The sequence below is a fragment of the Gordonia hongkongensis genome (genome assembly GCF_023078355.1).
GTDB classification, from domain to species: Bacteria; Actinomycetota; Actinomycetes; order Mycobacteriales; family Mycobacteriaceae; genus Gordonia; species Gordonia hongkongensis.
This window is the reverse complement of the sequence record NZ_CP095552.1, coordinates 3,398,733-3,425,537: the sequence shown is the minus strand read 5'-3', so window position 1 is coordinate 3,425,537 and position 26,805 is coordinate 3,398,733. Positions and strand designations below refer to the sequence as shown.

Here is a 26,805-nt window from a genome sequence, read left to right as displayed (position 1 = left end):
CGAGTGGAGGCCGTGTCCGTCGGCGCGACCGGTCAGGCGACTCCTGGATCGCTGGTCTGCTCGGGTGCGGCCGAGACGTCGTCGATCTGGTACTTGTCGGCGGCCTGCTTGGCCACCGACATCTCGATGTTGCCGTCCCGGGCGAGCGCGACGAGCACCGCGACGACGATGGACTCGGCATCGACGTTGAAGAACCGTCGCGCCGCCGGACGCGTGTCGGAGAACCCGAACCCGTCCGTCCCCAGCGTGAGGTAGGTGCCCGGGAGGTATGCCCGGATCTGCTCCTGCACGCCGCGCATGTAGTCGCTGACACCGACGAACGGGCCGGCGGCGTCGGCGAGCAGCTCGGTCAGGTACGCCGGTGCCGGCTCGGCGGCCGGATCGCGCAGTACCTCGCGGTCGGCGCGGATCCCGTCCCGGGCGAGCTCGCTCCACGACGTGACCGAGTAGACGTCGGCGCCGACGTTCCATTCCTCCGCGAGCATGTCGGCGGCGCGCAGTGCGTCGGGCATGGTCACACCGGACACGAGGATGTTGGCCGGGTGTTCCTTGCCCTCTGGCGCCCTCTGGAACCGGTAGGCGCCCTTGACGATGCCGGTCGGGTCGAGTCCCTCGGGCTTCGCCGGCTGACTGATCGGCTCGTTGTAGACAGTCAGGTAGAAGAAGACGTTCTCGGGGTCCTCGCCGAACATCCGCTCCATGCCGCTCTCCACGATGTGGCCGAGTTCGTAGGCGAAGGCCGGATCGTAGGAGACGACGGCGGGGTTGGTCGCGGCGAGCAGCGGCGAATGCCCGTCGGCGTGCTGCAGGCCCTCACCGGTCAGCGTGGTGCGGCCCGCGGTCGCGCCGATGACGAAGCCGCGCGCCATCTGGTCGGCGGCGGCCCAGAAGCTGTCACCGGTGCGCTGGAAGCCGAACATCGAATAGAAGATGTACAGCGGGATCATCGGCTCGTCGTGGGTCGAGTACGACGTGCCGACCGCGGCGAAGCTGGCTGCCGACCCGGCCTCGTTGATGCCCTCGTGCAGGATCTGACCCTCGGGGCTCTCCTTGTAGGCGAGCATCAGCTCGGCGTCGACCGAGGTGTAGAGCTGTCCGTTGCGGTTGTAGATCTTGAGGGTCGGGAACCACGAGTCCATACCGAAGGTCCGCGCCTCGTCCGGGATGATCGGCACGATCCGCTTGCCGACCTCCTTGTCGCGCAACAGATCCTTGAAGACGCGCACGAGCGCCATGGTGGTCGCGACCTGCTGCTTGCCCGAGCCCTTCGCGGTGGCCTTCAGTGCCGAACTCATGTCGGCCTTCAGCACCTTCGCCTTGGTGCGGCGGCTCGGCAGGAAGCCGCCGAGGGTCTTGCGCCGGTCGAGCATGTACTGCAGCTCCGGCGAGTCCTTGCCGGGGTTGTAATACGGCGGCAGGTACGGGTCCTTCTCGAGCTGCTCGTCGGTGATCGGGATGCGAGTGCTGTCGCGGAAGGCCTTCAGGTCGTCGAGCGTCAGCTTCTTCATCTGGTGCGTCGCGTTGCGGCCCTCGAAGTGCTTGCCGAGCGTATAGCCCTTGATGGTGTGCGCCAGGATGACCGTCGGCTGTCCCTTGTGGGTCATCGCCGCGGCGTAGGCGGCGTGGATCTTGCGGTAGTCGTGGCCGCCGCGCTTCAGATTCCAGATGTCGGCGTCGGAGAGGTCCTTGACGAGTTCCTTCGTGCGCGGGTCGCGGTTGAAGAAGTGCTCGCGGACGAACGCGCCGTCGTTGGCCTTGTAGGTCTGGAAGTCGCCGTCGGGGGTGGTGTTCATCAGGTTGACCAGTGCACCGTCACGGTCGGCGTGCAGCAACGAGTCCCACTCGCGGCCCCAGATGACCTTGATGACGTTCCAGCCCGCACCGCGGAAGAACGACTCGAGCTCCTGGATGATCTTGCCGTTGCCGCGCACGGGGCCGTCGAGACGCTGCAGGTTGCAGTTGATGACGAAGGTCAGGTTGTCGAGGCCCTCGGTGGCCGCGAAGCTGGCGAAGCCGCGCGATTCCGGCTCGTCCATCTCGCCGTCGCCGAGGAAGGCCCACACGTGCTGGTCGGAGGTGTCCTTGATGCCGCGGTCGTGCAGGTAGTGGTTGAACCGCGCCTGGTAGACGGCATTCATGGGGCCGATGCCCATCGACACCGTCGGGAACTCCCAGAAGTCCGGCATCAGTCGCGGGTGCGGGTACGACGGCAGGCCGCCGCCCTCGCCGGCGTGGCTGTGCTCCTGCCGGAACCCGTCCATGCGGGCCTCGTCGATGCGGCCCTCGAGGTAGGCGCGGGCATAGATGCCCGGGGAGGCGTGGCCCTGGATGAAGATGTGGTCGCCGCCGCCGGAGTGGTCCTTGCCGCGGAAGAAGTGGTTGAAGCCGACCTCGTACAGCGACGCCGACGAGGCGTAGGTGGAGATGTGGCCGCCCACACCGACGCCCGGGCGCTGTGCGCGGTGCACCATGATCGCGGCGTTCCACCGGATCATCTGGCGGAAACGGCGTTCGACGTCCTCGTCACCGGGGAACCAGGGTTCGGCCTCGGTGGGGATGGTGTTGACGTAGTCGGTGGAGGTGAGCGCGGGGATCGACACCCGCTTCTCGCCGGCGCGTTCGAGCAGACGCAACATCAGGTACCGGGCACGACCGGGGCCCGCGGCGTCGAGGAGGGCGTCGAACGAGTCGAGCCACTCGTCGGTCTCGTCGGGGTCGATGTCGGGCAGATAGGACGCGACTCCTTCACGGATGACCCGGACTCGTTGTCCGGCGGCACGTCCGTTCGAGCTGGGGCCGGTGTTCCCGGCGGCGCCCGGCGAGACGTCCTGTGTCGCTTGGTCCATCTGGTTGGTCACGGTGATGCCTACTCCCTCTGACAGGCCGAACTCGGGGTGGTGGTCCGACCGCATGGCGTCGGCACCGCACTCCGATGTGGTGCGGCGCCTACCCTCATCGTGCCCCATGTGGGGTGGCTTGGCACCGGGTGGATCCGTGTCGCGTGTCCCGATCGGCGTGATGCGGTAGCGTCCAGAAACGGTTACTGACCAGTAGGGGGAGTGGATGCCGGATCGAGGAGGCGCGGCCGACGGGCGACGCCGGGGTCGTGCCGTCCGGTCGGCGACCGCGGCCACGATCGCACTCGGCGCGGCCCTGTCGGGGGCGTGCGCGTCGACCGTCGATGGCGCGGGGGCGCCGGCGCCCGGCGAGGTGGCGGTGTACCGCTCCGAACTGTCCGCCTCGGCGGCTGCGGAGGTGCGTGCCGAGGGTGTCGAACTCTGCCGCGAGTCGATGGCGTCGATGGTCGTGATGGTCCGCGGGTTCAACGCCTTCGTCGCCCGGCTGAACGCGGCACAGACCTACGCCGGGGTCGGGGATCTCGACGAGAAGGCACGTGCCAGTCTCATTGCCGGTGCCGACCAGATCCGCCCCAAGATCACCGAGACGTCGCCACCGGCCGTCTCCACGCCGGCGCGGGCGTTCCTCGCGTCGACCGCACGCCTCGAGAACGCGATCAGTCGCGAACTGCGTGCCGGCCTGAACCCGGTGTCGAGCGAGTGGTCTCGCACCAAACAGCGCCTGCTCGATGTGTGCGGTACCTACACGCCGCTCCCGGCCACGTCCTCGGCCACACCTCGACCGTCGGTTCCCGCCACGACGTCGGCCGAGCGACCCGGGGGTTGACGGCGCCGTCCGCCTCGCGCCGCTGGGTACGGTTTGTTCCGCCCCGCTGTGGGTAACGATCGGGCGGGTCGGCCACGGAACCGGTGCGAAACGCCCGAAATCCCTGACGGCGTTCGGCTTGCAATGTGAGGCTCTAGGCTGTTGCCTATGCTGACAGGCGAACGGCGTGCGGGAGCGCACGCGGATTCGCCACAGACGACGCACAGAACGATCCACGAATCTTCAGGAGGTCACGCGCGGTGGTAGCCGCCACAGACGGTAGCAACGCCCAGAAACTGGGCTTGACCGCAGGTTTGGTCGTGCAGGAACTCGGCTGGGACGAGGACACCGACGACGAACTGCGCGCTGACATCGAGGACGCCATCGACGCCGAGATGGTCGACGAGGATGCCGATGACGTCGTCGACGTCGTGGTCCTCTGGTGGCGCGACGGCGACGGCGACCTCGTCGACGCCCTCATGGATGCGATCGGTCCGCTCGCCGAAGACGGTTTCGTGTGGGTGTTGTCGCCGAAGACCGGCAAGTCCGGCTACGTCGATCCGAGTGAGATCGCCGAGGCGGCCCCGACCGCGGGACTCACCCAGACGTCGGCCATCAGCCTCGGTGACTGGTCGGCGGCCCGACTGGTCCAACCGAAGGCCCGCGCGGGCAAGAAAGCATGAGCGGTGCTCTGCCTTCTGCGCCCCTGACCGTCGGTGACCGGGCCCCGGATTTCGCCCTGCGCGACCAGAACAACCAGCTCGTGTCGCTGTCGACCCTGCGAGCCGACCGCAACGTGCTCGTCGTGTTCTTCCCGCTCGCGTTCACCGGTACCTGCCAGGGCGAGCTCGGCTACATCCGCGACCAGCAGCCCCGTTTCGACAATGACGACGTGACCACGGTGACCATCTCGGTCGGACCCTCTCCCACGCACAAGGTGTGGTCCGCCGCGCAGGGTTTCCTGTTCCCGCTGCTGTCCGACTTCTGGCCGCACGGCGACACCGCGCGCGTCTACGGGGTGTTCAACGAGGATCGCGGCTACGCGAACCGCGGGACCTTTCTCGTCGATCGGGACGGCACGATCGTCTTCGCCGACATGGTCGGTCCCGGTGAGGTGCGCGAGAACGCGGTCTGGGACAAGGCACTCGGCGTCATCGGCTGACCATCTGCTGTCGACTCGGGTCGGTACATGACGGGTCGCCTGGTGTGTCTCGTGTCGCCGCGACGGGTGGCGGCGAGAGTTCCGGGTGGCATCGGGAAGAAGAAATACGGTTGCCGCACCGGGGATTCGACGGTGTGATGTGTGGGCCCGCTGACCCGGGCGCACACGAGAGGATGAACTCCATGCCGACCAAGGTGTCGCCCAAGGTGCTGAACTATGCATCGCACGTGGACGACAACACCCTGACCCAAGCGGCCGAGACCGCCCGGTTGCCGTTCGTGCACCCGCACATCGCCCTCATGCCCGACGCACACTTCGGGAAGGGCTCCGCGGTGGGCACCGTCATCCCGACGACCGGCGCGGTGATTCCCGCGGCCGTCGGCGTCGACATCGGCTGCGGCATGATCGCGGTGCAGACGCGCCTGCGCGCCGCGGACATCGACGGAATGGACCTCGGGCGACTGCGGAGGACGATCGAGGACGCGATCCCGCTGTCGCCCGGCAACTACAACCGCGGTCTGGACCGGTTCGAGTTCACCCGGCCACGCATTGATGCCCTCGCCGAACAGGCGACGAAAGACGGTGTCGACCTGTCACATTCGCCGAAGTGGCGGGAGCAGCTGGGCTCGCTCGGCGGTGGCAACCACTTCATCGAGCTGTGCCTCGACGAGGGCGACGTGGTGTGGCTGTTCCTGCACTCGGGTTCGCGGGGAGTCGGCAACAAGATCGCGCAGAAGCACATCAAGATCGCTCAGCGGTTGTGCCGCCAGTGGTGGATCAAGCTGCCGAACGCCGACCTCGCATACCTGCCGCAGGGGACCCCGGAACTGACCGCCTATCTGGGGGATCTGTCCTGGGCGCAGCGGTTCGCGTTCGAGAACCGCGCCGAGATGATGGACCGCTTCGTCGAGGTGTTCGGAAAGTGGTTCGCAGACAACGCCTCCGGTGGCGTCGTCGAGGAAACGGAATCCCTGGAGGTGGACCGGATCAATTGCCACCACAACTACACCGTGCGGGAGACGCACGCGGGCCAGGACGTCTGGCTCACCCGGAAGGGTGCGATCGACGCCCATGAGGGCGTACGGGGCGTCATCCCGGGTTCGATGGGTACACGGTCGTATGTGGTGCGCGGCAAGGGGAATCCCGCGGGCCTGTGCTCGGCGCCGCACGGTGCCGGTCGGCGGTTCTCGCGGAGCGAGGCGCGGAGGCGGTTCACCGCCGACGATCTCGCCGCCCGGATGGCAGGGATCGAGTACCGTCACGGCGAGCAGTGGGTCGACGAGATCCCGGACGCGTACAAGGACATCGAGCAGGTCATGGCCGACGCCGTCGATCTGGTGGACATCGAGTACACCCTGCGACAGATCCTCAACGTCAAGGGGACGTGACCGACCGTTCCTGGCCGACAACAGGACGAACCCCGAAGGTGCTGAGCACCTCCGGGATTCGCCCTGTCACCGCCGGCGGGGAGGTTCGGCTGCCGGCGGCGATGATCACTTGCCGGTCAGCTTGTCCTTGATGTTCGACGCGGCGTCCTTGACGTTCTCCACGCCGTCTTTGACGGCGGCGGAGAGCTGATCGCCCTTGCCCTCGCTCTTGAGTTGGTCGTCACCGGTCACATCGCCGGCGGCCTCCTTGGCCTTACCCGAGAGGTCCTCGGCCTTGTTGCCGACCTTGTCGCTGAATCCCATTCTCTTCTCCTTCATCTCATTGGTTCGACGACAGCCTCGGATGAGGCCGTCCGTCGGGGTCGCTTCTTCGGGTCACCTGTCGAGGTGGATGAGAGCCTGGACGTGGACTCCGGACTCTCCGAGCGCGGTACGGATGGCGGCGACGGTCTCCGCGACGGGCGCGGTGACCTCGTCGAAGCTCCGATTCGGCGTCGCCGACACCTCGAGCCGGATGATGCTGCGCGACCGGTCGTCGATCGCTCTCGCGGTCACCTTCTGGAACAGCGGGTTCCCGGCCAGTTCCGTCGCTGCCGCGTCCGCGATCAGTTTCGGTGCGACGGTGAGCGCTCCGGTCTGATTGGAACCGACGAGCAGAGCGTCGTCCACTGCGCGGGGCCGTACGTTGGTGGCCAGCAACAACAGGCCCCAGCCGATCGCGATCACGGTGACGCCGGCCAATACCCAGACCCACCGGGACGCCTGCGCGGCGTCGAGAGCGGCACGCTCGTTGAGACGGTCGACCCACCCGGCCACCGGTTGGGCGTCGACCTTCCATGCCACGGCTCCGACGCCGACGATGATGAGCAGCAGCGCCACGAGTCCGACCGACAGCCGATGTGCGGTTGCGGGAAGACGATTCATCGGACGCTCCTCGGTCCTCGATCGCGCACGCGCACCACAACCCGCGGTGACGAGGCGAGATCGGCCGCCACGGCGGCGACCGTGCTGTCGATGAGGGCGCGGTCGGCGACCTGTCTCCGCACCCCGACGGTGCAGGTGACCTTCCGTCGCGTCACCACGGTGTCGGCGTCGAGTACGCCGGGCAGGTCGGACACGGCGGCGCTGCAGCGTCGGGCGACGTCTCCGGGGCGGGTCCACATCCCCTCGCCGGCGGCGAGTTCGAGGTGGGTCCGGCGACGAGGCTTGATCGCGATCCACAGCAGGACGAGGCCTACGAAGATCGACCCGATCGCGGCCGGCCACATCCAGTTCTGCCACTGCAGTTCTGCGACCCACTCGGCGGCGGTGACCGACCACGGACGACCATTGAGCCAGCTCGCGTCGACGGCGATGTCGCGTACGGCTGCCGCGCCGAGAGCGAGGAGAGCGAGCCCCAACGCTGCGCCGGCGATCGCAGCGCCCGGGAGAGCTGCAGGTGGGAAGACGTTCTGGGCGTCGGTGTTCCGTAGGGTCGCGACAGGAGCGGTACCCGATTCGGGTGCGGTCTGCGTCATCGTCGTACCCCCGTGTCGATGCTGATGGTCGGAGTGAATGCGTCGGTGTTGTCCGGGTCGTCGGGGCGCGGGTCGTTGTCGCGAATGTGGGCGTCAACGTCGTCGTATTCGGGCTCGTCGGAGACCGGCGGCAGGTCCACGTAACCCTTCTGCAGGCGCCGGATCGCCTGTCGTGGCTCGAACTTGGACACCGTCACGTCGACGCGAAGCGGAACGATCCCGGCGAGTCGCTCGACCTCGGCGGCGACGTGATCGCGTGCGGTGCGGGATACCTCGGCGACCGCGCACGGCCATTCGAGGGCGAGGGACAGGGTGATCCTGGCGCCGCCCGCATGAACGGCCGCGTCGGGAAAGTTCCGCTCACCGACTCCCAGTACCGACCCGACGCCACCGCGATGGCGGACGACCCCCGGGATGTCGAGAGCCGCTCGGGCCGCGATCTTCTCGATCACGCGATCGGCGACGGTGAGCGTGCCGGGCGGCGAGTCACCCGCGGTCGGGTGAGCATCCCGGGCGGGCCCGCCGGATTCGTGCTCAGCCACGACCCCGGCTCCGCAGGAGTGCGCCCAGATCGATGGTGCCGTCCCGGTTGAGTCCCAGCACGAGTCCCGCGGCGCCGAGCACGATGGCCAGCAGGAAACCGGCCAGCCCGCCGGCGACGGCGGCCAGAGCGAGGAGCAGGCCGGCGAACAGGCCCACGATCGCGTTGTTCATTGCGCTTCACCATCTTTCGGAGTCGGCTTCGAGCTGACGCTGATGTCTGCCACGGTCACCGTGACGGGTCTCGCGGCGAGCTCCTCGGTGACATCGCGTACCCGCGCGGCAGTGCCGTGGAGGTCGTACGCTGCGTCGACGACGATGTGGACCTCGCCGTGGTCGTCGGCGAGGGACACGCCCGGGACCCGACGCCCGGGGAGATACGTGGCGATTTCCCCGAACAGGCCGTTGTGCAGGTCACGGACGCCCGGTACGGCGAGGACGGCGGTGGCGAGGCGTTCCGCCAGTGGGCCCCCGTCGTCGGTCCGCGCCGCCGGGAGGTCCGACGTCATCACTGGACCCGCGGGGTGGTGTTCGACTCCTGCTCGTCGTCGCCGAACGCGATGTCGTGCACGGTGATGTTGACCTCGGTGACCTCGAGACCCGTCATCTGCTCGATCGCCGAGACCACATTCCGTCGAATGGCCGCTGCGAGTTGATGAATCGCGACGCCGTACTCGGCCACGATCGAGACGTCCACGGCGGCCTGACGCTCGCCGACCTCGACCTCGATGCCCTGGGTGGTGCTCACCGTCGTGCCCGGCAGGACGTCGCGGACCCGGCCGACCACGCGCTCGGTGGTGCCGCCCAGGTCGTGGACACCGTCGATCTCGCGTGCGGCGATCCCGGCGACCTTGGCGACCACGATGTCGGCGATGGAGGTGCGTCCCCGGTCGCCCGACGGATCACGGCGGGCGAGGGCACGGCCCGCGGCGCCGTCGGTGCGCGTGGCGTCGACGGTGGTGGCGTCGTCCTTGGTGGCGTCCTTGGTGGTGGTGGCGCTTGCGGACATGTCGAACTCCTTCGGTCGTCGTGTCTTCTTCGTAGACGGACCGCGTTCGGATGATGCGCGATCGCAAAGGCTGTTCACGATCCGTCTGTAAGGTCAGTCGGGACGGACGGGGGAGGTGCACGCATGAATATCGGTGATTCAGCTCACAGGGAGCCGCCCGACCTAGTTGGACTCGACCTCTCCCAGCTCGGTGATGACGAACTCGCAGGCGCGGCGGCCGTCGGCGACACCGAGGCGTTCGACGTGCTCGTCCGGCGCGTGACCCCGGGTCTGCTGCGATACATGCTGCGGATGGTCGACGGTCAGCAGACCGCCGAGGACCTCACGCAGGAGACTTTGCTCGACGCGTGGAAGGGGCTGCCCGACTTCGCTTTCCGGAGCAGCTTCCGCACCTGGATGTTCGCCATCGCGCACCGCAAGGCGGTGGACCACCACCGCCGCCGACGCGACGTCCCGTTCGACGACGAGCGGTTCGCCGAACTCGAGGCCGCCGGACCGCTGCCCTCCGACATGGCCGAACGGAGTCTGCTCATGGATGCGCTGCGCGCCGAACTGGACAACCTCCCCGCCAATTCGCGCGCCGCGTGGTGGCTGAAGGAAGTCGAGGGGCTTACGCTCGAGGAAATCGGACAGGTGTTGCGCATCACCACGGGATCGGTGCGCGGTCATCTCCAACGGAGCCGGAAGTTCCTGTTGACCCGTTTGGCGCCGTGGAACCCTGATAAACCGAGAATCACACCGACGGAGACCGTCGACGACGCGGAGGGAGGCGAGGTCGGTGCCTGACAAGCACGGACGCGACTTCGAGGCCACCGACGTCGCCGACGCCTGGCTCGTCGAGGCGACACAGCAGATCGCCGCCGACGAACCCATCGGTGACGTCGATCGGCTGATCACCTCGATCTCGGGCAGCCTGCAACGGATTCGGCGGCCGGCCCGGACCCTGGCGACCGACGAACTGCGCGTCAACACGAGTGACCGCGTCGTCAAACAACTCATCGCCGTGCGTACCCGACGCGAACTCGGCCGCCTGACGGTCTTCGTGTCGGTCGACGGCCCTGGTGACACCGTCGACGGCGTGCGCGTCGGCCTGATCGCCCGCTACGCCGACGACCTGCCCGCGCTCTCCGACGAGGTGCGCGACATCGTCGACGACGTGCTGCTCGACACCCTAGGGGGCGAGAGCAGCGCCGCCGCCCGACGCAACATCTCGGTGCGCTGGCAGGACGTGTACACCCGAGAGTGGCTGAGCCGGTAGCGATTTCAGGGCTTGGAGCGGAGCTCGGCGCGGGTTGGGGCTACGAGATCGGGGAGTGCGCGCAAAGGGATTCGAACCCCTGACCGCTGGTGTGTAAGACCAGAGCTCTACCGCTGAGCTATACGCGCGTGCCGCGCTGACGAACGTGGCGCTGCGCACACGAATTTAGTCGCTCCGATGCCGGTCGCTCAAACCGGGTCTGGGTGGTCGGGTCGCCAGCCCTTCGAGGCTCGTCGCTTTCGCTCCTCGCACCTCAGGGAGCAATGGCGGTTGCTTCTCGCGGATCGGGGAGCAGAGGGTCAGGCGAAGACGGGCGGGAGGGCCAGGACCATCACCGCGCCCCAGATCACGTGGGTGATCGCAGGGGCCAGGACGCCGGCGGTACTGCGTCGGAGGATGGCGCAGACGGTGCCGAGGACCGCGCCGGCGAAGCCGAGCATAACGTTGCCGCTGGCCATGGTGACCAGCACGTAAATGACCGTCGACACGAGGATCGGATTGTGCGGGCGGGCCGCCGAGTAGACCGAGCCGCGGAAGAACAGCTCCTCGGCGAGGCCGTTGAGCATCGTGATCGCGGTGACCACGGCGAGGCTGCCGAAGTCGGCGAAGGCCAGCACCTGGTTGGCGAGGTCGCTGACGCCGGGGATGATCCGTGCCACCAGGCCACCGACCACGAACGCGCCGCCCACGGCCAGGCCGACGACGACGCCGAGTCCGATCGCCCCGATCCGGTCGGGCGGGCGCGAGGGGGTGGGGCTGAAGGCACCGAGCCGCAGCGGTCCGGAGACGAACGCACCGACGATCCACACCGCCGCCAGCCCGATGGTCAGCGGGTAGAACGCGGCGTCACCTGGCTCCACCCGTAGGGAGATGCCGAGAACCACCGCACCGATGACGAGGAAGACGCCGACCAGCCAGCGTCGTCGGATGTAGTGGGCGCCGGGATCGGGGTCGCGGTCCGCGGCGACGGAGTCGTACAGGTCGCGCGCCAGTGAGGTCACCAGCACATCACCACCTAGTTCGATCGGTCAGGAAGTCGGTCGATCAATGGTCACCGGTCACGACGCTACATCGGCGCGACCCGGTCGGAGGACTCCGACGACCTTCGTCGCCACTCCGAGGGACGTGCCGATCGTCTCGACGACGCTGCGCTTGACCCGCAACCAGTCGCCGCCGGCCCAGGCCGGGTCGGTGTCGGCGAGGTGGTGGAGGTCGTCGAGGTCGCACACCGAGCGGGGATACGGCGACCGCACGGATGCGTGGACGGCCTCGCGCATCGGTGTCAGTCCGCCCGCCGGCGGCGGGACGAGATCGCGGATGCGGTGCTCGGACGCCGTCATCGGGTGGTCGAGGGAGGTGACGAGCTCCTCGGTGAGCGACGCCGGGACCGGCACGAGCATGCCGCCGACGCGCCCGGCGAGCCGGGTCGAGATCCCGAAGACCGGTAGCCGCAGCCTCGGCATCCGGATCGCCGACACGTACTCGTGCAGGATCGAGATGTAGCGTGCGCTGTCGGGGCCGGAGATGTCGTAGTTCCCGGCGGGTAGGACCGACGAGTCGCACGCCGCGGCCAGGTAGTGGACCGCGTCGCGGATGGAGATGGGATCCATCTCGTTGGTGATCCATTCGGGTTCGGGGATCACCGGCAGTCGGTCGGCCATGTAGCGAATGATCTCGAACGACGTCGAACCCGCGCCGATGACCACTGCGGCGCGCAGCCACACCAGTTCGGGCCCGCCGTCGACCACCAGTCCGTCGGCGACGTCGGCGCGGCTCTGCAGATGGGTGGACAGTTTGTCGTCCGACGGCACGAAACCGCCGAGATAGATGATCCGTCCCACTCCGGCGTCACGCGCGGCTTCGGCGACGTTGCGTGCGGCGTCGCGGTCGCCGTTCGCGAAGTCGGCCTGGCCGATGGCGTGGACGAGGTAGTAGATCGCGTCGATCTGCCCGGCGTCCGACATCGCGCTCCTGACCGACGCCGGGTCGTCGGCGTCCATGGTCACCATGCTGACTTGGTCCGACCAACCGAACTTGGCCAGCTTCCGGGTGTCCCGTGACGTGACGACCACGTCGTGTCCCTGCTTGAGCAGTGCGCACACCAAGCGGGAACCGACGTACCCCGTGGCGCCAGTGATGAGAAGTCGCATGACACCGACGGTAGAGAAAATCGGCGGAGTCGGTCGGCTCGGGAGCGTCCATGTGACAGACACGGTGCCGATGTCACGGTCGGGTAACGGCGTCGGTGACGGTCACGGTTGCGCGACGACTGCCCGTCGGTACCGTTCGGCGACCCGGTCGTGGTACTCCGCGGCGGCCACCAACTCGGCCCGGAGTTCAACCGGTTCGATCACGGTGAAATCCGCGCCGAAGGCGTACAGCCAGCGAGCGATCTCCGCGAGCGACGTGCTGTACAGCGTGATCTCGCAACTGTGCTCGTCGCCGGACTCGAGTGCACCCCACGATTCGTGGACCATCGCCGACACCGCGTCGAGCGAGGCGTGGATACGCACCCGCGCCGTGACGCGTCGGTAGACGGACCCGAGACCGCGCAGTACGAACGCCGCCGCGCCGCCCTCGGGTGGTTCGCGCGGGGTGAAACGCGGTCCGGTCGGCACCTTCGGTTCCATCCGGTCGACCCGGAACGACCGCCAGGCGCCGCGTTGGATGTCGAAACCGACCAGATACCAACGGTTCCCGTTGCGGACGAGTCGATAGGGTTCGATCTCGCGTCGGCTCTCCTCCCCGTCGTTGCGCCGATAGTCGAACCGCAGCCGCTCGTTCCGATGGCATGCGGTCGCGATCTCGGTGAGCCGGTCGGCGGACACCGCGCTCGCCGGCGCGGTACGGGGCACGGCCTCGATCCGCAGGGCGTCGAGTCGGTGGCGCAGCCTCGACGGCATGACCTGACGCAGCTTCGCGAGCGCGCCCGCCGAGGCCTCCGCCATGTCGGCGACCGCACCGGTCGTCACCGCGTCGAGCCCCAGAGCGACCGCGAGGACCTCCTGGTCGTCGAGCAGCAGCGGCGGCATCTCCGCGCCGGCGCCCAGCCGATAGCCACCGCGCGAGCCGACGTTGGCGTCCACCGGGTAGCCCAGCTCGCGCAGTTTGTCGATGTCGCGCCGCACGGTGCGGGTGGTGATGTCGAGGCGCTCGGCGAGTTCGGGGCCCGACCACTCGCGTCGTGTCTGCAGTAGCGACAGCAACGCGAGCAACCGCGCGGAGGTTTCCAACATGTGCCCATCCTGCCCGACGATGCGGACAGGTCCGGTCCTTGTTCGTCGCGTCGTCCCTGTAGGGGCGCGGTCAGCAGGTGATCTGCGATTCCGGGTCGGTGGTGTAGTCGAGCCAGCGGCCGTATGCAAGGCCGCCGATCTGGTTGCGCATCGTGCAGATGTCCTCGAGAGTGCGGCCCGCGACGTAGTAGACCGCATAGATCGGAGTGCCGTCATCGCTCACCTGCTTCAGCGACGGACACGACTGATCTGTGCGCAAGTAGCTCGCACCCGGGTACTGGTTCAAATAGGACTGCACCTCGCCGGGGTAGTTCCCGGGTGCGGTCGCGTTGGCGACCACGACGATCCCCGTGCCGTCGCACGCCGGCCGGGTCATCGGCACGGTGAGACCGAGATCGCCGGGGACGATTGCGGGTTGAGGACTCGCCGACGGCCGGGGTGCCGGACCCGGCTGCGACGCGGGGCCCGGTTGCGAAGTCGGTCCGGGAAGGGGCGTCGGTTCGGCCGGCGTCGGCGTCGTTGGCTGGGGCGCCGCCTCGGTGGTCGTGGACACTGCGGATGCGTCGGCGGCTGTGGTCGCCGGGTTGTCCCGCTCGGTCGTGACGATCGCCCAGGCGACGACGCCGGCGCAGATCAGCAGCACGACGGACGTCGCCACGACGATGGGAACGAGAGGTGACCGGCGGCGGGGCGGTGTGGTCCAGACCGCGGCCCGGGTGGCGTCCCACGGCCCGGCTGGAGCGGCGGGTGTCGATGCCGACGGGGTGGCGGGCACGACGGTGGGGGTTCCGGCCGGGACGATCGTCGGCGCGCCACCGAGAGGCTCCGACCGCAGGGCACCGCCGGCGTCGGCGACCAGCGCCGCCGCCGAGAGCTGGCGCTGCGACGGATCTTTCGCCATCCCGCGGGCGATGACGTGATCGATCGCGGCACCGAGGCGCGGCGGCGGGGCGGTGAGGTGGGCGGCGATCAACCGCTCGATGGTGGTCGCCGAGGCGAACGGGTGCACTCCGGCGAGACATTCGAACAGCACGCACGCCAGCGCGTAGATGTCGGCGGGCGGCCCCACGGCATCGTCGCCGAACCGCTCCGGCGCCATGTAGCCGAAGGAACCGACTGCGGTGCCGGTGCTCGTGAACCGTGTGTCGGTGTCCGCCTGTGCGAGACCGAAATCCACGAGGTACGCGAAGTCGCGATCGTCGACGAGAATGTTGTCGGGTTTGACGTCGCGGTGGACGAGGCCGGATCGATGCGCTGCATCGAGGGCGTCACCGATTTGACCGACGATCCGCAGCGCGCGTTCAGCCGGCAGGGGTCCGTCCTGCAGGAGCAGGGTGCGTAGGTCGCGGCCGTCGACCAGGCGCATGTCGATGAACAGGCGCCCGTCGATCTCTCCCCAGTCGTGGATCGGGATGACGTGTGGATCGTTGAGGCGGGCGGCGACACGCGACTCGCGGTGGAACCGGTCACGGAAGGCCGGGTCGTCGGCGACCTGCGGGCTGAGCAGCTTCAGGGCGACGACCCGGTCCTTGCGGGTGTCGGTCGCGCGGTACACCTCGCCCATTCCGCCCCGGCCGATCAACCCGTCGATGAGGTACGGACCGAGCCGGTCGCCGGCGCGCACGGATGCAGACACGCGGACAAGCGTAGGTGCCCGGGTCGTTCGCCGGGGCCGACACCGCGCAGTGTCCTCCGTTCGGCGGGTCCCGGGATCCGCAGATCGGTCCCCGATACGGTTGAACCGAGTGACCCGCCGGCGACCCTGATCGCCGATCCAGACCCGAGGAGGAACGATGGCGACGACGATCCTGCCGATCGACGAGGTGACCGAGGCTCTGATCGCGCAGTGGGGCGTGATCGGCGACCTGGCCCGCGCGCTCGACGACGATGCGTGGTCGGCGCCGTCGGTTCTGCCCGGCTGGACCAATGCCGACATCGTCGCCCACATCGTCGGGACCGAGAGCATGCTCGACGGCCGCGACGTCGAGGCCACCCGTACGGTCAGCGCCCTCGACCACGTCCGTAACCCGATCGGCGAACTGAACGAGAAGTGGGTCGACCATTACCGCCCGAAGCCGCGTGCTGAGGTGGTTGCCGCCCTCGACGAGATCATCGGCGTCCGGACCGAGGCGTTGAAATCCATGTCGCAGAACGACTTCGATGCCGAGGCGATGACGCCCGCCGGGCCGGACACGTATGGGCGATTCATGCGGATTCGGATCTTCGACTGTTGGGTGCACGAGATCGACCTGCGTGACGGCACCGATCGTTCCGCCGTGGCAGAGCCGGGCCCGGCGTCGTTCGCACTCGACGAGATCGGCGCGTCGTTGCCCTTCGTCGTCGGGAAGCGAGCCGATGCACCGAAGGGCAGCACCGTCCTCTTCGACATCACCGGGGTGTCTCCGCGGACCGTGCGAATCGCCGTCGGGGACCGGGCAGGTGTCGTCGACGAGTTCGACGGCGGCGACGACGCTGCCGACGTGCGTATCCGGCTGGATGCGATGAATCTTGCGCGGTACGCCGGTGGCCGACGGGATGCCGATCCGTCCGCGGTGGAGTTGCACGGCGATCAGGCTCTCGGACAAGCGATCCTGAGCCGGATGAACTACGTGATCTAGTCGGGTGGCCCTTTGCGGCTCAGGCGGCCGAACGGCTGAACGCATTTCTCACCGTGGTCACCACCTGATCGCCGCGTTCGACGATGTCGGCCCAGGTGAAGTTCAGGACGGTCCAGCCCGCGGCGATGAGCGCATTGCGCTTTGTCCGGTCTGGCTGAAACGTCGTGACATCGCGGTGGTAGGCGAATCCGTCGATTTCGACAGCCAGCTTCTCCCGGGTGAAGGCCATGTCGATGACGTATCCCTCGGCGCTCACGTTCGGTGTCCAGCTCACTATGCCCGACTCGCGAAACAACGTGGCCACGATTCGCTCCGCCTCCGATCGCGTGCCGTCGCCGAGGAGTCGCAAGTACTGAGTGATGGCCGGAGAACCATGCCGCCCGGGGTGGCGCGAGTGTGCGGCCTATAGGTCGGTGAGTTTCACCGTGCCGGAGAGAAGAGCCGAATCGGGGACAGTGATTCCGAGTTCGGCGGAGGCGTCGAGGGCGGTGAGCGCCGCTGCGGTGACCCTGAGGTCGGCGTGCGTGGTGACGTCGGCGTCGTCAAGCGGCGGTGCCGGACCACCGCAGTCGCTGACGAGCGCGTATGCGCTCTGTGAGAACCGGTGGCCACGAGGTGTTTTCGAGGTTCTTTCGGGTGGAGGCCCAACCACCAAGCGGCGGCAACCCCACCCAACGCGGCGTCGAGCTCACGGAGAGCACCGCGATCCGTGCCTGTGCGCGCGCCGATCGGTGATGGCCCAGAATTCCGGTTGCGGTTTGTCCCGGTTGCCGGGACAAACCGCAACTGGATCCACATGGACTCCGCGGGTCACCCGCCGACGGTCGCTTTTTGGATCAGCAGGTTCTGCTTCGGCGGGCCCGACGCCGCACCCGGGGCATTCGGGGTGAAACCGCCTGCCAGGACCTTGTCGAGGACGGCGAGTCCGGACGGGTCGATGGTGCCGACGGTCGAGTAGGTCAGCGGGAGGTCGGTGTCGTCGGCGAGCAGGAAGAACGTCGTCGAGCCGGTCGCGCCTTCGTCGTCTGGCAGATCGAGGATGCCGACGGTGCCGCGCGGATAGGTGACCTGTGGTACGCCGTCGTCGTCGGTGCCCGCCGACGGCAGGTTCTCGGGCAGCTCGTCCGGGCTGGTCCAGCCCGGGTTGGTGCCCTCCCGGCCGCCGGACGAGCCGCAGATCAGGTACTGCCGCGACGCGCGGTGACACTTGCTGTTGTCGTAGAAACCGGACTCGATCAACGACACCATCGCCCCCACGTTGCAGGGCGCCTCGGCACGGTCGAGCGTCAGGTCGATCGTGCCCTGGCCGGCAATGGGGATCTGCGCGTCGACCGTTCCGGTGTTCGGCTGGCTCGGGGCGGGAGCGGGCTGGGTGATGCCGCCGACCGCGGTCCGTGTCGGGTAGTCGCACGCAACGGTGCCCGCCGGGATCGCGCTGGTCGACGTGCTCGGCGGGGCCGGGTCGCCGCCGCCCGAACCGGCCAGGACCACGATGATGCCGGTGACCGCCAGCGCGATCACGACCAGCCCGGCACCCACCGCGATGGCCACATTCCGTCCGGTGTTCGATTTCCGCGGCGGGGCGGTCGGGGTGCCCCACTGGCCCGGGCCCGCGAACTGTTGCGGGCCGGAGAACTGTTGCGGGCTGGAGCGCTGGGGAGCCGAATAGGACTGGGGACCCGAGCGTTGGGGACCCGGGTAGGACGGCGCGCCCGAATGCGACTGGGGGCCCGAATAGGACTGGGGACCCGAATGTCGTTGCGGGCCGGACTGTCCCGGCGGTGGCCCGAACCCGGGGGCGCTGCCGGGCTGTCCGGGCGCGGGTGTGCCGGGCGAGATGACCGTGCGATCCGAGGGGACCGGACTCCCGGGCTTGCGAAACGCGTCGGCGCCGGCCCCTCCGGGCGCGTAGGTGGGCGGGGCCATCGGGGGCGGTGTCACGATGCGCGGTGTCACCGTCGGCGGTGCCGACGACGCGGGCGGTTCGGTCAGCGCCGACGCCGCGGCCCGGATCAGTTCGCGCGCCGTCGGATAGCGCTGCGCCGGATCCTTGGCGAGTCCGCGCGCGATGACCGGGTCGAGCGGACCGCCCATCGTCGGCGGTTCCTTGGTGATGTGCGCGGCCATCAGACCCTGGTCGGTTTTCACCGGATACGGGGTCTGACCGGTGACACTTTCGTACAACACGCAGGCCAACGCGTAGTTGTCCGAACTCGGCCCGGCGGGGTCGTCGCCGAACCGCTCCGGCGCCATGTAGGCGAGTGTCCCGAGCGCGGTCCCGATCTGGGTGAGGCGGCTGTCGCTTGCGCCCTGCGCGATGCCGAAGTCGACGAGGTAGGCGAAGTCGTCGGCGTCGACGAGGATGTTGTCCGGCTTGATGTCTCGGTGGACGAGGCCGTTGCGGTGCGCGGCGTCGAGAGCCGACGCCACCTGGCCGAGGATCGCAACCGCCCGGGCGGCGGGCAGCGGACCGGCGGCGAGCAGCTTGCGCAGGTCCTGCCCGTCGACGAGCCGCATGTCGATGAAGAGGACGCCGTCCTTCTCGCCCCAGTCGTGGATCGGGATGACGTGCGGGTCGGAGAGCTTCGCCGCGGTCTTCGACTCCCGCTCGAAGCGCTCGCGGAAGTCCTTGTCGTGCACCAGGTGTGGGGGCAGGAGTTTCAGGGCGACGCGGCGTTCCCGGACGGTGTCGTAGGCCTCGTAGACCTCACCCATCCCGCCACGACCCAGGAGTCTGTCGATGCGGTACGGACCCAGCGTCGTACCCGCACGCGACGATGGATCGCTCACGTCATCCTCGGTTCCTCGGCGTCGGGATCGAACCCAACCCTATCCATTGGCGACAACGGGTGTGCAGCGTGTGCCGGCAGCCGGGTCACGACACCGCGTCCGGCGGGCGGCCGCGCGACCACCCCGGTGCTTCACGGCTCGTCGGTCAGGGCCTCGCCGCGGGCGAACTCGCGGGCCCGGTCACCGGAGAGGATTTGCGCCGGTAGCGGATCGCTGAGCAGGGTGCGGACGAGGGAGGCCGACGGATCGAGCGGGGTGTCGCTGCCCGCGATCACGATGTTGCCGGTGCGTCGACCTTTGAACATCGCGGCGTCGGCGATGAGCGCGAGATGGCCGAACACCGATCCGACGGTCGCGGCTTCGGCGCGGGCGCCGGCGAGGTCCCGGCTGTCGCCGCAGTTGGCGAGATACAGGCCGCCGGGGACGAGAACGTCGCGGACGCGTTCGGTGAATTCGCGCGTCGTGAGGTGCCGTGAGGTGCGATCGCCGGCGAACGCGTCCCGTACGACGACCTCGCGGGTGCCCGGTTGCAGCGACTCGACGACCTGCCGCGCATCGCAGACCCGGATCCGGAGTTTCGGCGCCCGCGGGAGGTCGAACCACTCCCGTACGAGGCGTGCGAGTTCGGCGTCGATCTCGACGGCCACCTGGCGGGCGTCCGGGTAGCGGTGGTCGAGGTGGCGCGCCAGCGCGCAGGCCGCCCCACCGAGATGCAGGACCCGGAGTCGATCGGTCGTCGGGTGCCGTTCGTCGATGACGGCCGCCATCTGCCGCAGGTAGTCGAAGTCGAGCGCGGTCGGGTCGTCGGGGTGGATGTGCGAGCTGTGCGCCCCGTTGATGGTCAGCAGCCACCCGCCCGCGATGGTGTCGGGGCTCAACTCGGCGACGCCGGTGTCGATGTCGTACCGACCGGGTGTCGGGTGTGCGGTTGTCCGGGCCACGGGGGCCAAGTGTGGCACGGGCCCGGCGCCGGGAGCGAAGCGAGCGGGCCGAATGGGTGCCGGCGCCGGGAGCGAAGCGAGCGGGCCGGAGGCACACGAGCCCGGGTGGATACCATCGCGCGGTGCCCAGACCGTCGCGTTTCCGTAGTCCGCACCCCGATCGCCGTCGTGGTGACGTCACCGCGGCGGGGTTGGTGGCCGGGTTCGTGCTCGACGAGCTGTTCGGTGATCCGTCGCGCGGTCACCCGGTGGCCGGATTCGGACGGCTGACGGGTGCGGTCGAGCGGCGTATGTACCGGGACTCGCGGGCGGCGGGCGTCGGGCTGGTCGGGGTGATGGTCGGTTCGACGGTGGCGCTCGCGGCGTTGCCCGGTCGGCGATCTGCAGGCGTTGTCGGCGTCGCGGTGACCGCGGCGTCGACGTGGGTGGCGCTGGGCGGCACGTCGCTGTGTCGGGTCGGCGATGCGGTCGCGCAAGCGTTGGAGGCCGAGGACCTCGAGGGTGCGCGAGCGCTCATTCCCAGCCTGTGCGGCCGGGACCCGGAGTCACTCGACGAGGCGGGGCTCTGCCGTGCAGCTCTCGAGTCGATCGCCGAGAACACCTCCGATGCGACCGTCGGTCCGCTGGTGTGGGGTGCATTGGCGGGTGTCCCCGGAGTGCTGGGGTATCGGGCGGTCAACACGCTCGATGCGATGGTCGGCTATCGGAGTGAGCGCTACCGGAACTTCGGCTGGGCGGCCGCGCGCCTCGACGATCTCGTGAACCTGCTGCCCGCGCGGCTGGCGGGTTCGCTGCTGGTGGTGATCGGCGGCGCCCCGCGGCGGACGATCGCGGCGTGGCGCCGGGACAGCAGTGCCCACCCGAGTCCGAACGCGGGGGTCGTCGAAGCCGGGTTCGCCGGGGCGCTGGGGGTGCAGCTGGGCGGTCGGACCGTCTACCCGTACGGCGTCGAGATGCGTCCGACGCTCGGTTCCGGACCGGCGCCGGGGCCGGCCGATCTCCGGGCTGCGGTCGCCTTGTCGCGGCGCGTGCAACGCGCGACGGTGCTCACCTGCGCGGTCGTCGCCGTGGTACGACCGGGCGTCGGAGCCGCGGCGAGGCGGCTCAGCCGCCGTATCGCCGGGTGAGCTTGTCGCGGACGTCGCCGGATTCGTCACCGGCGCGCGGGCCATGGCCGATGTCGCCGACCTGCTGGGTCACCGTCGTCCCGGCGGCGGCCCGCAATTCCTCTCGACGGTGCTGCCGGCGCTGGGAGCGGGACTCGACGGTCGTGGTGGCGGCGACCGGGTCGGACGGCTGGTCGACGGCGGTGCCGGCGGCCGCGGTCGCCGAAGTCTCGGTCGCGGCAGCGGCAGCCCGGCGACGGGCGCGGATCTCGGAGTAGAGGAAGTAGCCGACGCCGAGGGGGGCCATTACGCCGAAGGCGAGCCACTGCAAGCCGTACGACAGGTAGGGGCCGGTGTCGAGCTGGGGCAGCGGGATCTCGCCGAGCGAGCCCGGCTGGTCGGGGGAGAGCTGCAGGTAGAAGTCGTCCATCGGGGTGGACGTCGCCGCGGACACCAGCCCCGGGTTGATGGTCGCGACGGTCAGTGCGCCGTTCTCGACGCGTGTGCCGCGGTCGGTGCTCACGCTCTCGGCGGCCCGGATGCGGCCGTCGACGGTTTGCTCGCCGACGGGCGGGGCCGGGATGTCGGGGACCGCTCCCTCGACCGGGCGGACGAAACCGCGGTTGACGAGGATGACCCGGTCGGACCCGCTGACCGCGAACGGGGTGAGCACCTCCACCGCGGGGCGCTGATCGACGTTGCGGAGCCGGACGAGAGCCTGCCGGTCCGTCAGGTACCGCCCGGTCACCGCGACCGAACGCCACTCCGAGGACGGCACGAAGGTCGACGACGGCGCCACCTCCGCCAACGGTGCCGTCTCGATCGACGTGGCAGTGCGGATCAGGTCGTTGCGGCGTTCGGTGTCGGAGTTCTTGCCCAGCTGCCAGGGCGCGAGCAGGGTGAAGCAGGCCACCGCGAACGCCGCGACCACGAGACCGAGGGCAATCCACCCGGGCCGGAGGATCGTTCGCAGTACGTGCACACCGCCCAGGCTACCGAGCGGGGTAGCCTGATCGAAATGCGAGACTTCCTCTGCTTGAAGTGCGGTCAGCGTCTCTCCTTCGAGAACAGTCTGTGTCTGAACTGCCGGAGCCCGCTCGGCTTCTGGCTGAAGACCAGGACCATCCACGTCCTCGACGACCAGGCGCGCGTGGAGGTGGACGGCGTGCTGCTCGAACGCTGTGCCAATACCAAGGTCGCGCAATGCAATTGGCTGGTGAAGTGGAGCGGCAAGCCGACCATGTGTGAGTCGTGCCGCCTCACCCGTACCCGTCCCGGCGACGACGATCCCGAGGCGCTGGTCATCTTCGGCCAGACCGAGACCGCCAAGCGTCGCCTCATCCTGGAACTCGACGAACTCGGGCTCCCCATCGAGACCCGGGAGGAGAACCCGGAGTCCGGGCTGGCCTTCGACCTGCTCTCCAGTGCGAAGCAGTCGGTCATCACCGGTCATGCAGACGGCGTCATCACCCTCGACCTCGCCGAGGGGGACGACGTCCACCGCGAACAGATGCGCGTCGAACTCGCCGAACCGTACCGGACCGTCCTCGGGCACTTCCGGCATGAGATCGGCCACTACTACCAACTCGTCCTCATCACCGACGAGCGACGAGCGGGCTTCGAGGAGCTGTTCGGAAACCCCGACGACGACTATCAGGCGGCTCTCGACCGCCACTACAGCGAGGGCGCTCCCGAGGGCTGGCGGCAGGACTTCGTGTCCTCATACGCGACGATGCACCCGGCGGAGGATTTCGCGGAGACGTTCGCGCACTACCTGCACATCCGCGACACGCTCGACACCGCAGCGGCGTTCGCCATGGCGCCCGCGGGCACGACCTTCGACGGGGTGCCGCCCGGGGACGTGGGATTCGACCGGGTCATCGACGAGTGGCTACCGCTGACCTGGGCGCTCAATCAGATCAACCGGTCGATGGGCCATCCCGACCTCTACCCGTTCGTGCTGCCCGAGACGGTTCTGACCAAGATCCGCTTCGTGCACAATCTCATCGCGCCGGCGGCCTGAGGAGACGCGGACCGGAGTCAGGACACCCCGAGTTCGGCCCGCACCCAGTCGATCAGGCCCGGCATCGAACCCTCGATCTGTTCGCGTGTCACCACGAAGTCGTCGGGGGTGCCGTAGTACGGGTCGGCGAGATCGAGGTCGTCGGCGGGCGCGGACGGATCGAACGAGCGCAGCAGTCGTGTGCGGTCGCCGAGACGTTTGCGTTCGAGTTCGCGCACGTGGCCCTCGTCCATCGCGAGCAGGAGGTCGGCCTCGAAATGTTCAGGTCCGATCAACGCGGCGACATGTGCGTCGGAGTAGCCGTGCGCGACCAATTCGGTTCGCGCGCGATTGTCGGCCGGCTCACCGATGTGATAGCCGCTCGTCCCGCAACTGGACACACGCACCTTGCCGCCGAGTCCGGCGTCGTCGAGTGCCGTTCGGAAGATGTTCTGCGCCATCGGTGACCGGCAGATGTTGCCCGTACACACGAAGCAGATGTGAAGTTCGTCAGACACTGCTACCTCAACAAGTCGATGTGCGCCTCAGCCGGTCGTCGGGTACGAGGTCACGCACCCAGGACGTCGCGGAGTTCGGCCACGGACTCGACCACCCAGGTCGCACCCTGGTCCTCCCCGCCCAGAGCGTAACCCCACCGCACGAGAATCGCTGAGATGCCGAATTCGGCCGCGCCCAGCACGTCATGGCTGCGGTCGCCGATCATCACGACCGGAGTGGTGACGTGCCCGGTCTGCGGGTCGGTGGGCAGTCCGAGTTCGGCGAGGGCGGAGGCGATCACGTCGGCTTTCTCGCGGCGGGTACCGTCGTCGCTGGCCCCGGCGATGCAGCGGAAGTGTCCGGCCAGACCGAAGTGCTCGAGGATCCGACGCGCGGTTGTCTGGTTCTTCGACGTCGCGATCGCCAGGGTCCGGCCGCCGGCGGCCAGATCGGCGAGCAGCTCGGCCATCCCGTCGAACACCGAGTTCTCCAGCCAGCCGACCTCGGTGTATCGCTCTCGGTACGCGCGCATCGCCTTGTCGGCCGTCTCGGGGGAGAGGCCCAGGGCATTCAGCGTGTCGATCATCGGCGGCCCGGCGATGCCGGCCACGATGCGCGGATCGGGCTCGGGCGCCCCGACCACGGCGAGAGCATGCCGAAAGCTGTTCTCGATACCTGCGAAACTGTCGGTGACCGTGCCGTCGAGGTCGACGAGTAGGACGGTTTCGGGATGGCGGGGATCCGGCGTCGTCGTCACGTCTCCATCGTGCACGTAAGGTCTGAACACATGACAGTTGGGTACGACGCGCTCGACGTCGGGACCGGTCCGGCCGGGACACCGCCGCCGCGCGCCGATCTGACCGACCCGGAACGTCACGGCGACCAGGACGCCGCGCCGGGGCTCGTCGACTTCGCCGTGAACGTCCGCGGTACACCGCCCGCGTTCGTCCTCGACGCCATCCGGTCGGGACTCGACGATCTTGCGCGATATCCGACCGGAGCGCAGGAGCGACGAGCCGTCGACGCGATCGCCGCGGCACACGGCCGTCGCCCCGAGGAAGTGCTGCTGCTTTCCGGAGCCGCCGACGGGTTCGAGATGCTCCCGCGGCTGGGGGTTCGTCACGCGGCCCTGATCCAACCGTCGTTCACCGAGCCGGAGGTCGTGCTCCGCGCCGCGGGCATCCCGATCACGCAGGTCGCGCTGGCCGCACCCTGGGAGCTGCCCGGTCCGGGAGACAGCGGGACCGCCGTGCCGGACGACGCCGATCTCGTCATCCTGGGCAATCCCACGAACCCGACGTCGGTGCTGCACCCGGTCGAGGCCATCGCCGCATTGCGCAGGCCGGGACGGATCCTCGTCGTCGACGAGGCCTTCGCCGACCTCACCCTGGGCGCCGACGGGTCACTCGAACCCCAGTCCCTCGCCTCGGTCGACTGGCCCGACCTTCTCGTGATCCGCAGTGTGACAAAGACTTTCGGTCTCGCTGGACTCCGCGCGGGTTATCTGCTCGGGCCGGTCGACCTGCTCGACCGACTCCGCGCCGGCCGACGACCGTGGGCCGTGTCGACCCCCGCGCTGGCCGCGCTGACCGCCTGTGTCGAGCAACAGGGGCAGCGATACTGCGCCGCGGTCGCGCGGCGGGTCGCCGACGAGCGCAGCGAGATGGTCGCCGAGCTGACGCGGATCGGGCTCCGAGTGGCGGCCGAGCCCGCGGCGCCCTTCCTGCTCGTCGAGATGGCCCACGCCACCGAGGTGAAGCAGCGGCTGATCCGCCACGCATTCGCGGTGCGCAGCTGCGCCAATTTCGTCGGCCTCGGCGACTCGCATCTTCGTCTTGCCGTCCGGGCACTTCCGCAGGTCCGCGCGCTCACGCGGGCGATCGAGTTGGTACGAGAGGAGATCGACAGTGGAACCGGCGAACGCGTCTGACGCGACTGTGACGGTGGGCGACGTGGTCGACGTCGTGGAGCGGGCTTATCCGCCCGCCCTCGCCGAATCGTGGGATGCGGTCGGTCTGGTGTGTGGCGACCGGGCCGACCCGGCGCGCGGCGTGCTGGTGTGCGTGGACGTCACCGATGCGGTGGTCGACGCCGCGGTCGCGGCCGGCGCAGGGATCGTCGTCGCCCATCACCCGCTCCTCCTGCGCGGTGTCACCACTGTGGCCGCCGACACCCCCAAGGGCCGGATCGTCCATCGGCTCATCCGCAACGGGATCGCGCTGCTGTGCGCACACACCAACGCCGACAGTGCGCGCCCCGGCGTCTCCGACGCGCTGGCCGACCGGCTGGGGTTGCGCGGCACCGTTCCCATCGACCCGAAACCGGTTGCGGCGATGGACAAGTGGGTCGTGATGGTGCCGGAGGGCAACGTCGAGCAGGTCAGCGAGGCGATGTTCGCCGCGGGTGCGGGGGCGATCGGCGACTACCGGGACTGCTCGTGGACGGTCGTCGGAACCGGGCAGTTCGAGGCCGGCGAGGACGCCTCGCCGACCATCGGCGAGATCGGGATGCGCACCCACGTCGACGAGGCGCGGGTCGAGATGGTCGCCTCGCGCGGACTGCGGGCCGGCGTCCTGCGCGCCTTGCGCGACGCGCATCCGTACGAGGAGCCGGCCTTCGACGTGTTCGAACTGGCCGACCTGGGCAGCGATGTCGGGCTGGGCCGCGTCGGGTCGCTCACCGAGTCGATGACGTTGCGCGACTTCGTCGCCGAGGCCGCCCGGGTGTTGCGCACCCCGGCGGGTGTCCGCGCCGCGGGAGACCCGGACGCGCTGGTGCGGACCGTCGCGGTGTGCGGCGGGGCCGGCGACTCCTTGCTCGGACGTGTCCGCGGTCTCGGCGTCGACGTCTACCTGACCGGTGATCTCCGTCATCATCCGGTCGACGAGAGTCTGCGCGACGGCGGGCCGGCGCTGGTCGACGCCGGACACTGGGCGACCGAGTTCCCGTGGTGTGCGCAGGTCGAGGCGCTGCTCGAGGCCGAATTGGGCACGCCGGTGAGCGTCTTCGAGGCGCCGACCGATCCGTTCGCGCTGCACAGTGCGGGCTGACTCGGGAGAAACCGAGCCGCCGCCGGC

Annotated in this window: 29 protein-coding genes and 1 tRNA gene; 11 read left to right on the top strand and 19 right to left on the bottom strand. The window is 69.1% G+C overall.

Annotated features, from left to right (window positions below; all coding sequences use genetic code 11):
* Nucleotides 1–32 precede the first annotated feature (32 nt).
* Nucleotides 33–2,912: a pyruvate dehydrogenase (acetyl-transferring), homodimeric type gene (gene aceE, locus MVF96_RS15475; protein ID WP_247452123.1), complete on the bottom strand. Its 2,880-nt coding sequence runs from the start codon at nt 2,910–2,912 to the stop codon at nt 33–35.
* Nucleotides 2,913–3,063: 151 nt separating this feature from the next.
* Between aceE and MVF96_RS15470 the strand changes: the two genes are divergently transcribed.
* The 4 genes from MVF96_RS15470 (at nt 3,064) to MVF96_RS15455 (ending at nt 6,213) form a co-directional block, all read left to right on the top strand.
* Nucleotides 3,064–3,684: a hypothetical protein gene (locus tag MVF96_RS15470; protein ID WP_211539352.1), complete on the top strand. Its 621-nt coding sequence runs from the start codon at nt 3,064–3,066 to the stop codon at nt 3,682–3,684.
* A 239-nt stretch (nt 3,685–3,923) separates the two neighbouring features.
* The gene (locus MVF96_RS15465; protein WP_058252048.1) at nt 3,924–4,346 is read left to right on the top strand and encodes a DUF3052 domain-containing protein; all 423 of its coding nucleotides are present in this window, start codon (nt 3,924–3,926) and stop codon (nt 4,344–4,346) included.
* On the top strand, nt 4,343–4,825 hold the full coding sequence (locus MVF96_RS15460; RefSeq protein WP_247449597.1) for a peroxiredoxin: 483 nt from the start codon (nt 4,343–4,345) through the stop codon (nt 4,823–4,825). The genes MVF96_RS15465 and MVF96_RS15460 overlap by 4 nt, the downstream gene beginning before the upstream one ends.
* A gap of 173 nt (nt 4,826–4,998) precedes the next feature.
* Nucleotides 4,999–6,213: an RtcB family protein gene (locus MVF96_RS15455; protein ID WP_418930392.1), complete on the top strand. Its 1,215-nt coding sequence runs from the start codon at nt 4,999–5,001 to the stop codon at nt 6,211–6,213.
* Nucleotides 6,214–6,318: 105 nt separating this feature from the next.
* Here MVF96_RS15455 and MVF96_RS15450 read toward each other — a convergent pair whose 3' ends face one another.
* The 7 genes from MVF96_RS15450 to MVF96_RS15420 all read right to left on the bottom strand — a co-directional run bounded on the left by MVF96_RS15450 (nt 6,319) and on the right by MVF96_RS15420 (nt 9,279).
* Nucleotides 6,319–6,516 carry a CsbD family protein gene (locus MVF96_RS15450; protein WP_058252045.1) on the bottom strand — a complete coding sequence of 66 codons (198 nt, stop codon included), beginning with the start codon at nt 6,514–6,516 and terminating at the stop codon, nt 6,319–6,321.
* A gap of 72 nt (nt 6,517–6,588) precedes the next feature.
* The gene (locus tag MVF96_RS15445; RefSeq protein WP_247449593.1) at nt 6,589–7,137 is read right to left on the bottom strand and encodes a hypothetical protein; all 549 of its coding nucleotides are present in this window, start codon (nt 7,135–7,137) and stop codon (nt 6,589–6,591) included.
* Nucleotides 7,134–7,730 carry an Asp23/Gls24 family envelope stress response protein gene (locus MVF96_RS15440; protein ID WP_247449591.1) on the bottom strand — a complete coding sequence of 199 codons (597 nt, stop codon included), beginning with the start codon at nt 7,728–7,730 and terminating at the stop codon, nt 7,134–7,136. The genes MVF96_RS15445 and MVF96_RS15440 overlap by 4 nt, the downstream gene beginning before the upstream one ends.
* The gene (locus MVF96_RS15435) at nt 7,727–8,272 is read right to left on the bottom strand and encodes an Asp23/Gls24 family envelope stress response protein (RefSeq protein WP_247449589.1); all 546 of its coding nucleotides are present in this window, start codon (nt 8,270–8,272) and stop codon (nt 7,727–7,729) included. Before MVF96_RS15435 ends, MVF96_RS15440 begins: the two co-directional genes overlap by 4 nt.
* On the bottom strand, nt 8,265–8,444 hold the full coding sequence (locus MVF96_RS15430; protein ID WP_065630080.1) for a DUF2273 domain-containing protein: 180 nt from the start codon (nt 8,442–8,444) through the stop codon (nt 8,265–8,267). Before MVF96_RS15430 ends, MVF96_RS15435 begins: the two co-directional genes overlap by 8 nt.
* Nucleotides 8,441–8,779, bottom strand: coding sequence for a hypothetical protein (locus tag MVF96_RS15425; RefSeq protein WP_247449588.1), 339 nt, complete (start codon nt 8,777–8,779; stop codon nt 8,441–8,443). The genes MVF96_RS15430 and MVF96_RS15425 overlap by 4 nt, the downstream gene beginning before the upstream one ends.
* Nucleotides 8,779–9,279: an Asp23/Gls24 family envelope stress response protein gene (locus MVF96_RS15420; RefSeq protein WP_058252039.1), complete on the bottom strand. Its 501-nt coding sequence runs from the start codon at nt 9,277–9,279 to the stop codon at nt 8,779–8,781. The genes MVF96_RS15425 and MVF96_RS15420 overlap by 1 nt, the downstream gene beginning before the upstream one ends.
* Nucleotides 9,280–9,402: 123 nt before the next feature.
* Here MVF96_RS15420 and MVF96_RS15415 point away from each other — a divergent pair, with 123 nt between their 5' ends.
* Nucleotides 9,403–10,065: an RNA polymerase sigma factor gene (locus MVF96_RS15415; protein WP_247449586.1), complete on the top strand. Its 663-nt coding sequence runs from the start codon at nt 9,403–9,405 to the stop codon at nt 10,063–10,065.
* Nucleotides 10,058–10,537, top strand: a complete 480-nt coding sequence (locus MVF96_RS15410; protein ID WP_247449584.1) for a hypothetical protein — start codon at nt 10,058–10,060, stop codon at nt 10,535–10,537. Before MVF96_RS15415 ends, MVF96_RS15410 begins: the two co-directional genes overlap by 8 nt.
* Before the next feature lie 56 nt (nt 10,538–10,593).
* On the opposite strand, the gene MVF96_RS15405 is transcribed toward MVF96_RS15410, so the two are convergent.
* From MVF96_RS15405 to MVF96_RS15385, 5 genes are all read right to left on the bottom strand, one after another.
* Nucleotides 10,594–10,665: transfer RNA gene (locus MVF96_RS15405), tRNA-Val, on the bottom strand.
* A 171-nt stretch (nt 10,666–10,836) separates the two neighbouring features.
* The gene (locus MVF96_RS15400; protein WP_247449582.1) at nt 10,837–11,544 is read right to left on the bottom strand and encodes a type II CAAX endopeptidase family protein; all 708 of its coding nucleotides are present in this window, start codon (nt 11,542–11,544) and stop codon (nt 10,837–10,839) included.
* A gap of 51 nt (nt 11,545–11,595) precedes the next feature.
* Nucleotides 11,596–12,687: an NAD(P)H-binding protein gene (locus tag MVF96_RS15395; RefSeq protein WP_065630076.1), complete on the bottom strand. Its 1,092-nt coding sequence runs from the start codon at nt 12,685–12,687 to the stop codon at nt 11,596–11,598.
* A gap of 102 nt (nt 12,688–12,789) precedes the next feature.
* Nucleotides 12,790–13,773: a helix-turn-helix transcriptional regulator gene (locus MVF96_RS15390; RefSeq protein ID WP_065630075.1), complete on the bottom strand. Its 984-nt coding sequence runs from the start codon at nt 13,771–13,773 to the stop codon at nt 12,790–12,792.
* A gap of 70 nt (nt 13,774–13,843) precedes the next feature.
* Nucleotides 13,844–15,409 (bottom strand): serine/threonine-protein kinase, encoded by a 1,566-nt coding sequence (locus tag MVF96_RS15385; protein ID WP_247449580.1) that lies wholly within the window; start codon nt 15,407–15,409, stop codon nt 13,844–13,846.
* Nucleotides 15,410–15,566: 157 nt separating this feature from the next.
* Here MVF96_RS15385 and MVF96_RS15380 point away from each other — a divergent pair, with 157 nt between their 5' ends.
* A complete protein-coding gene (locus MVF96_RS15380; protein WP_247449578.1) occupies nt 15,567–16,391 on the top strand; it encodes a maleylpyruvate isomerase family mycothiol-dependent enzyme in 825 nt (274 codons plus the stop codon).
* 19 nt (nt 16,392–16,410) lie between these two features.
* On the opposite strand, the gene MVF96_RS24670 is transcribed toward MVF96_RS15380, so the two are convergent.
* The 3 genes from MVF96_RS24670 to MVF96_RS15365 all read right to left on the bottom strand — a co-directional run bounded on the left by MVF96_RS24670 (nt 16,411) and on the right by MVF96_RS15365 (nt 20,122).
* The gene (locus tag MVF96_RS24670; protein WP_418930391.1) at nt 16,411–16,695 is read right to left on the bottom strand and encodes an endonuclease domain-containing protein; all 285 of its coding nucleotides are present in this window, start codon (nt 16,693–16,695) and stop codon (nt 16,411–16,413) included.
* 506 nt (nt 16,696–17,201) lie between these two features.
* A complete protein-coding gene (locus tag MVF96_RS15370; protein ID WP_247449577.1) occupies nt 17,202–19,181 on the bottom strand; it encodes a protein kinase domain-containing protein in 1,980 nt (659 codons plus the stop codon).
* Nucleotides 19,182–19,312: 131 nt separating this feature from the next.
* The gene (locus tag MVF96_RS15365) at nt 19,313–20,122 is read right to left on the bottom strand and encodes a spermidine synthase (protein ID WP_247449575.1); all 810 of its coding nucleotides are present in this window, start codon (nt 20,120–20,122) and stop codon (nt 19,313–19,315) included.
* 122 nt (nt 20,123–20,244) lie between these two features.
* Between MVF96_RS15365 and MVF96_RS15360 the strand changes: the two genes are divergently transcribed.
* Nucleotides 20,245–21,249, top strand: coding sequence for a cobalamin biosynthesis protein (locus MVF96_RS15360; RefSeq protein ID WP_058253130.1), 1,005 nt, complete (start codon nt 20,245–20,247; stop codon nt 21,247–21,249).
* On the opposite strand, the gene MVF96_RS15355 is transcribed toward MVF96_RS15360, so the two are convergent.
* On the bottom strand, nt 21,227–22,210 hold the full coding sequence (locus MVF96_RS15355) for an SURF1 family cytochrome oxidase biogenesis protein (RefSeq protein ID WP_175401096.1): 984 nt from the start codon (nt 22,208–22,210) through the stop codon (nt 21,227–21,229). The genes MVF96_RS15360 and MVF96_RS15355 overlap by 23 nt on opposite strands.
* Before the next feature lie 36 nt (nt 22,211–22,246).
* Here MVF96_RS15355 and MVF96_RS15350 point away from each other — a divergent pair, with 36 nt between their 5' ends.
* On the top strand, nt 22,247–23,251 hold the full coding sequence (locus tag MVF96_RS15350; protein ID WP_247449573.1) for a zinc-binding metallopeptidase family protein: 1,005 nt from the start codon (nt 22,247–22,249) through the stop codon (nt 23,249–23,251).
* Between the two features lie 17 nt (nt 23,252–23,268).
* Here the strand turns inward: MVF96_RS15350 and MVF96_RS15345 are convergent, their stop codons facing one another.
* Complete coding sequence (locus MVF96_RS15345) at nt 23,269–23,748, bottom strand: low molecular weight protein-tyrosine-phosphatase (protein WP_058253128.1); 480 nt, start codon at nt 23,746–23,748, stop codon at nt 23,269–23,271.
* Between the two features lie 50 nt (nt 23,749–23,798).
* Nucleotides 23,799–24,485, bottom strand: coding sequence for an HAD hydrolase-like protein (locus MVF96_RS15340; protein ID WP_058253146.1), 687 nt, complete (start codon nt 24,483–24,485; stop codon nt 23,799–23,801).
* 30 nt (nt 24,486–24,515) lie between these two features.
* On the opposite strand from MVF96_RS15340, the gene cobC reads away from it, so the two are divergent.
* Nucleotides 24,516–25,658: an Rv2231c family histidinol phosphate aminotransferase CobC gene (gene cobC, locus MVF96_RS15335; RefSeq protein ID WP_247449572.1), complete on the top strand. Its 1,143-nt coding sequence runs from the start codon at nt 24,516–24,518 to the stop codon at nt 25,656–25,658.
* The gene (locus tag MVF96_RS15330; protein WP_058253126.1) at nt 25,636–26,778 is read left to right on the top strand and encodes a Nif3-like dinuclear metal center hexameric protein; all 1,143 of its coding nucleotides are present in this window, start codon (nt 25,636–25,638) and stop codon (nt 26,776–26,778) included. Before cobC ends, MVF96_RS15330 begins: the two co-directional genes overlap by 23 nt.
* Nucleotides 26,779–26,805 lie beyond the last annotated feature (27 nt).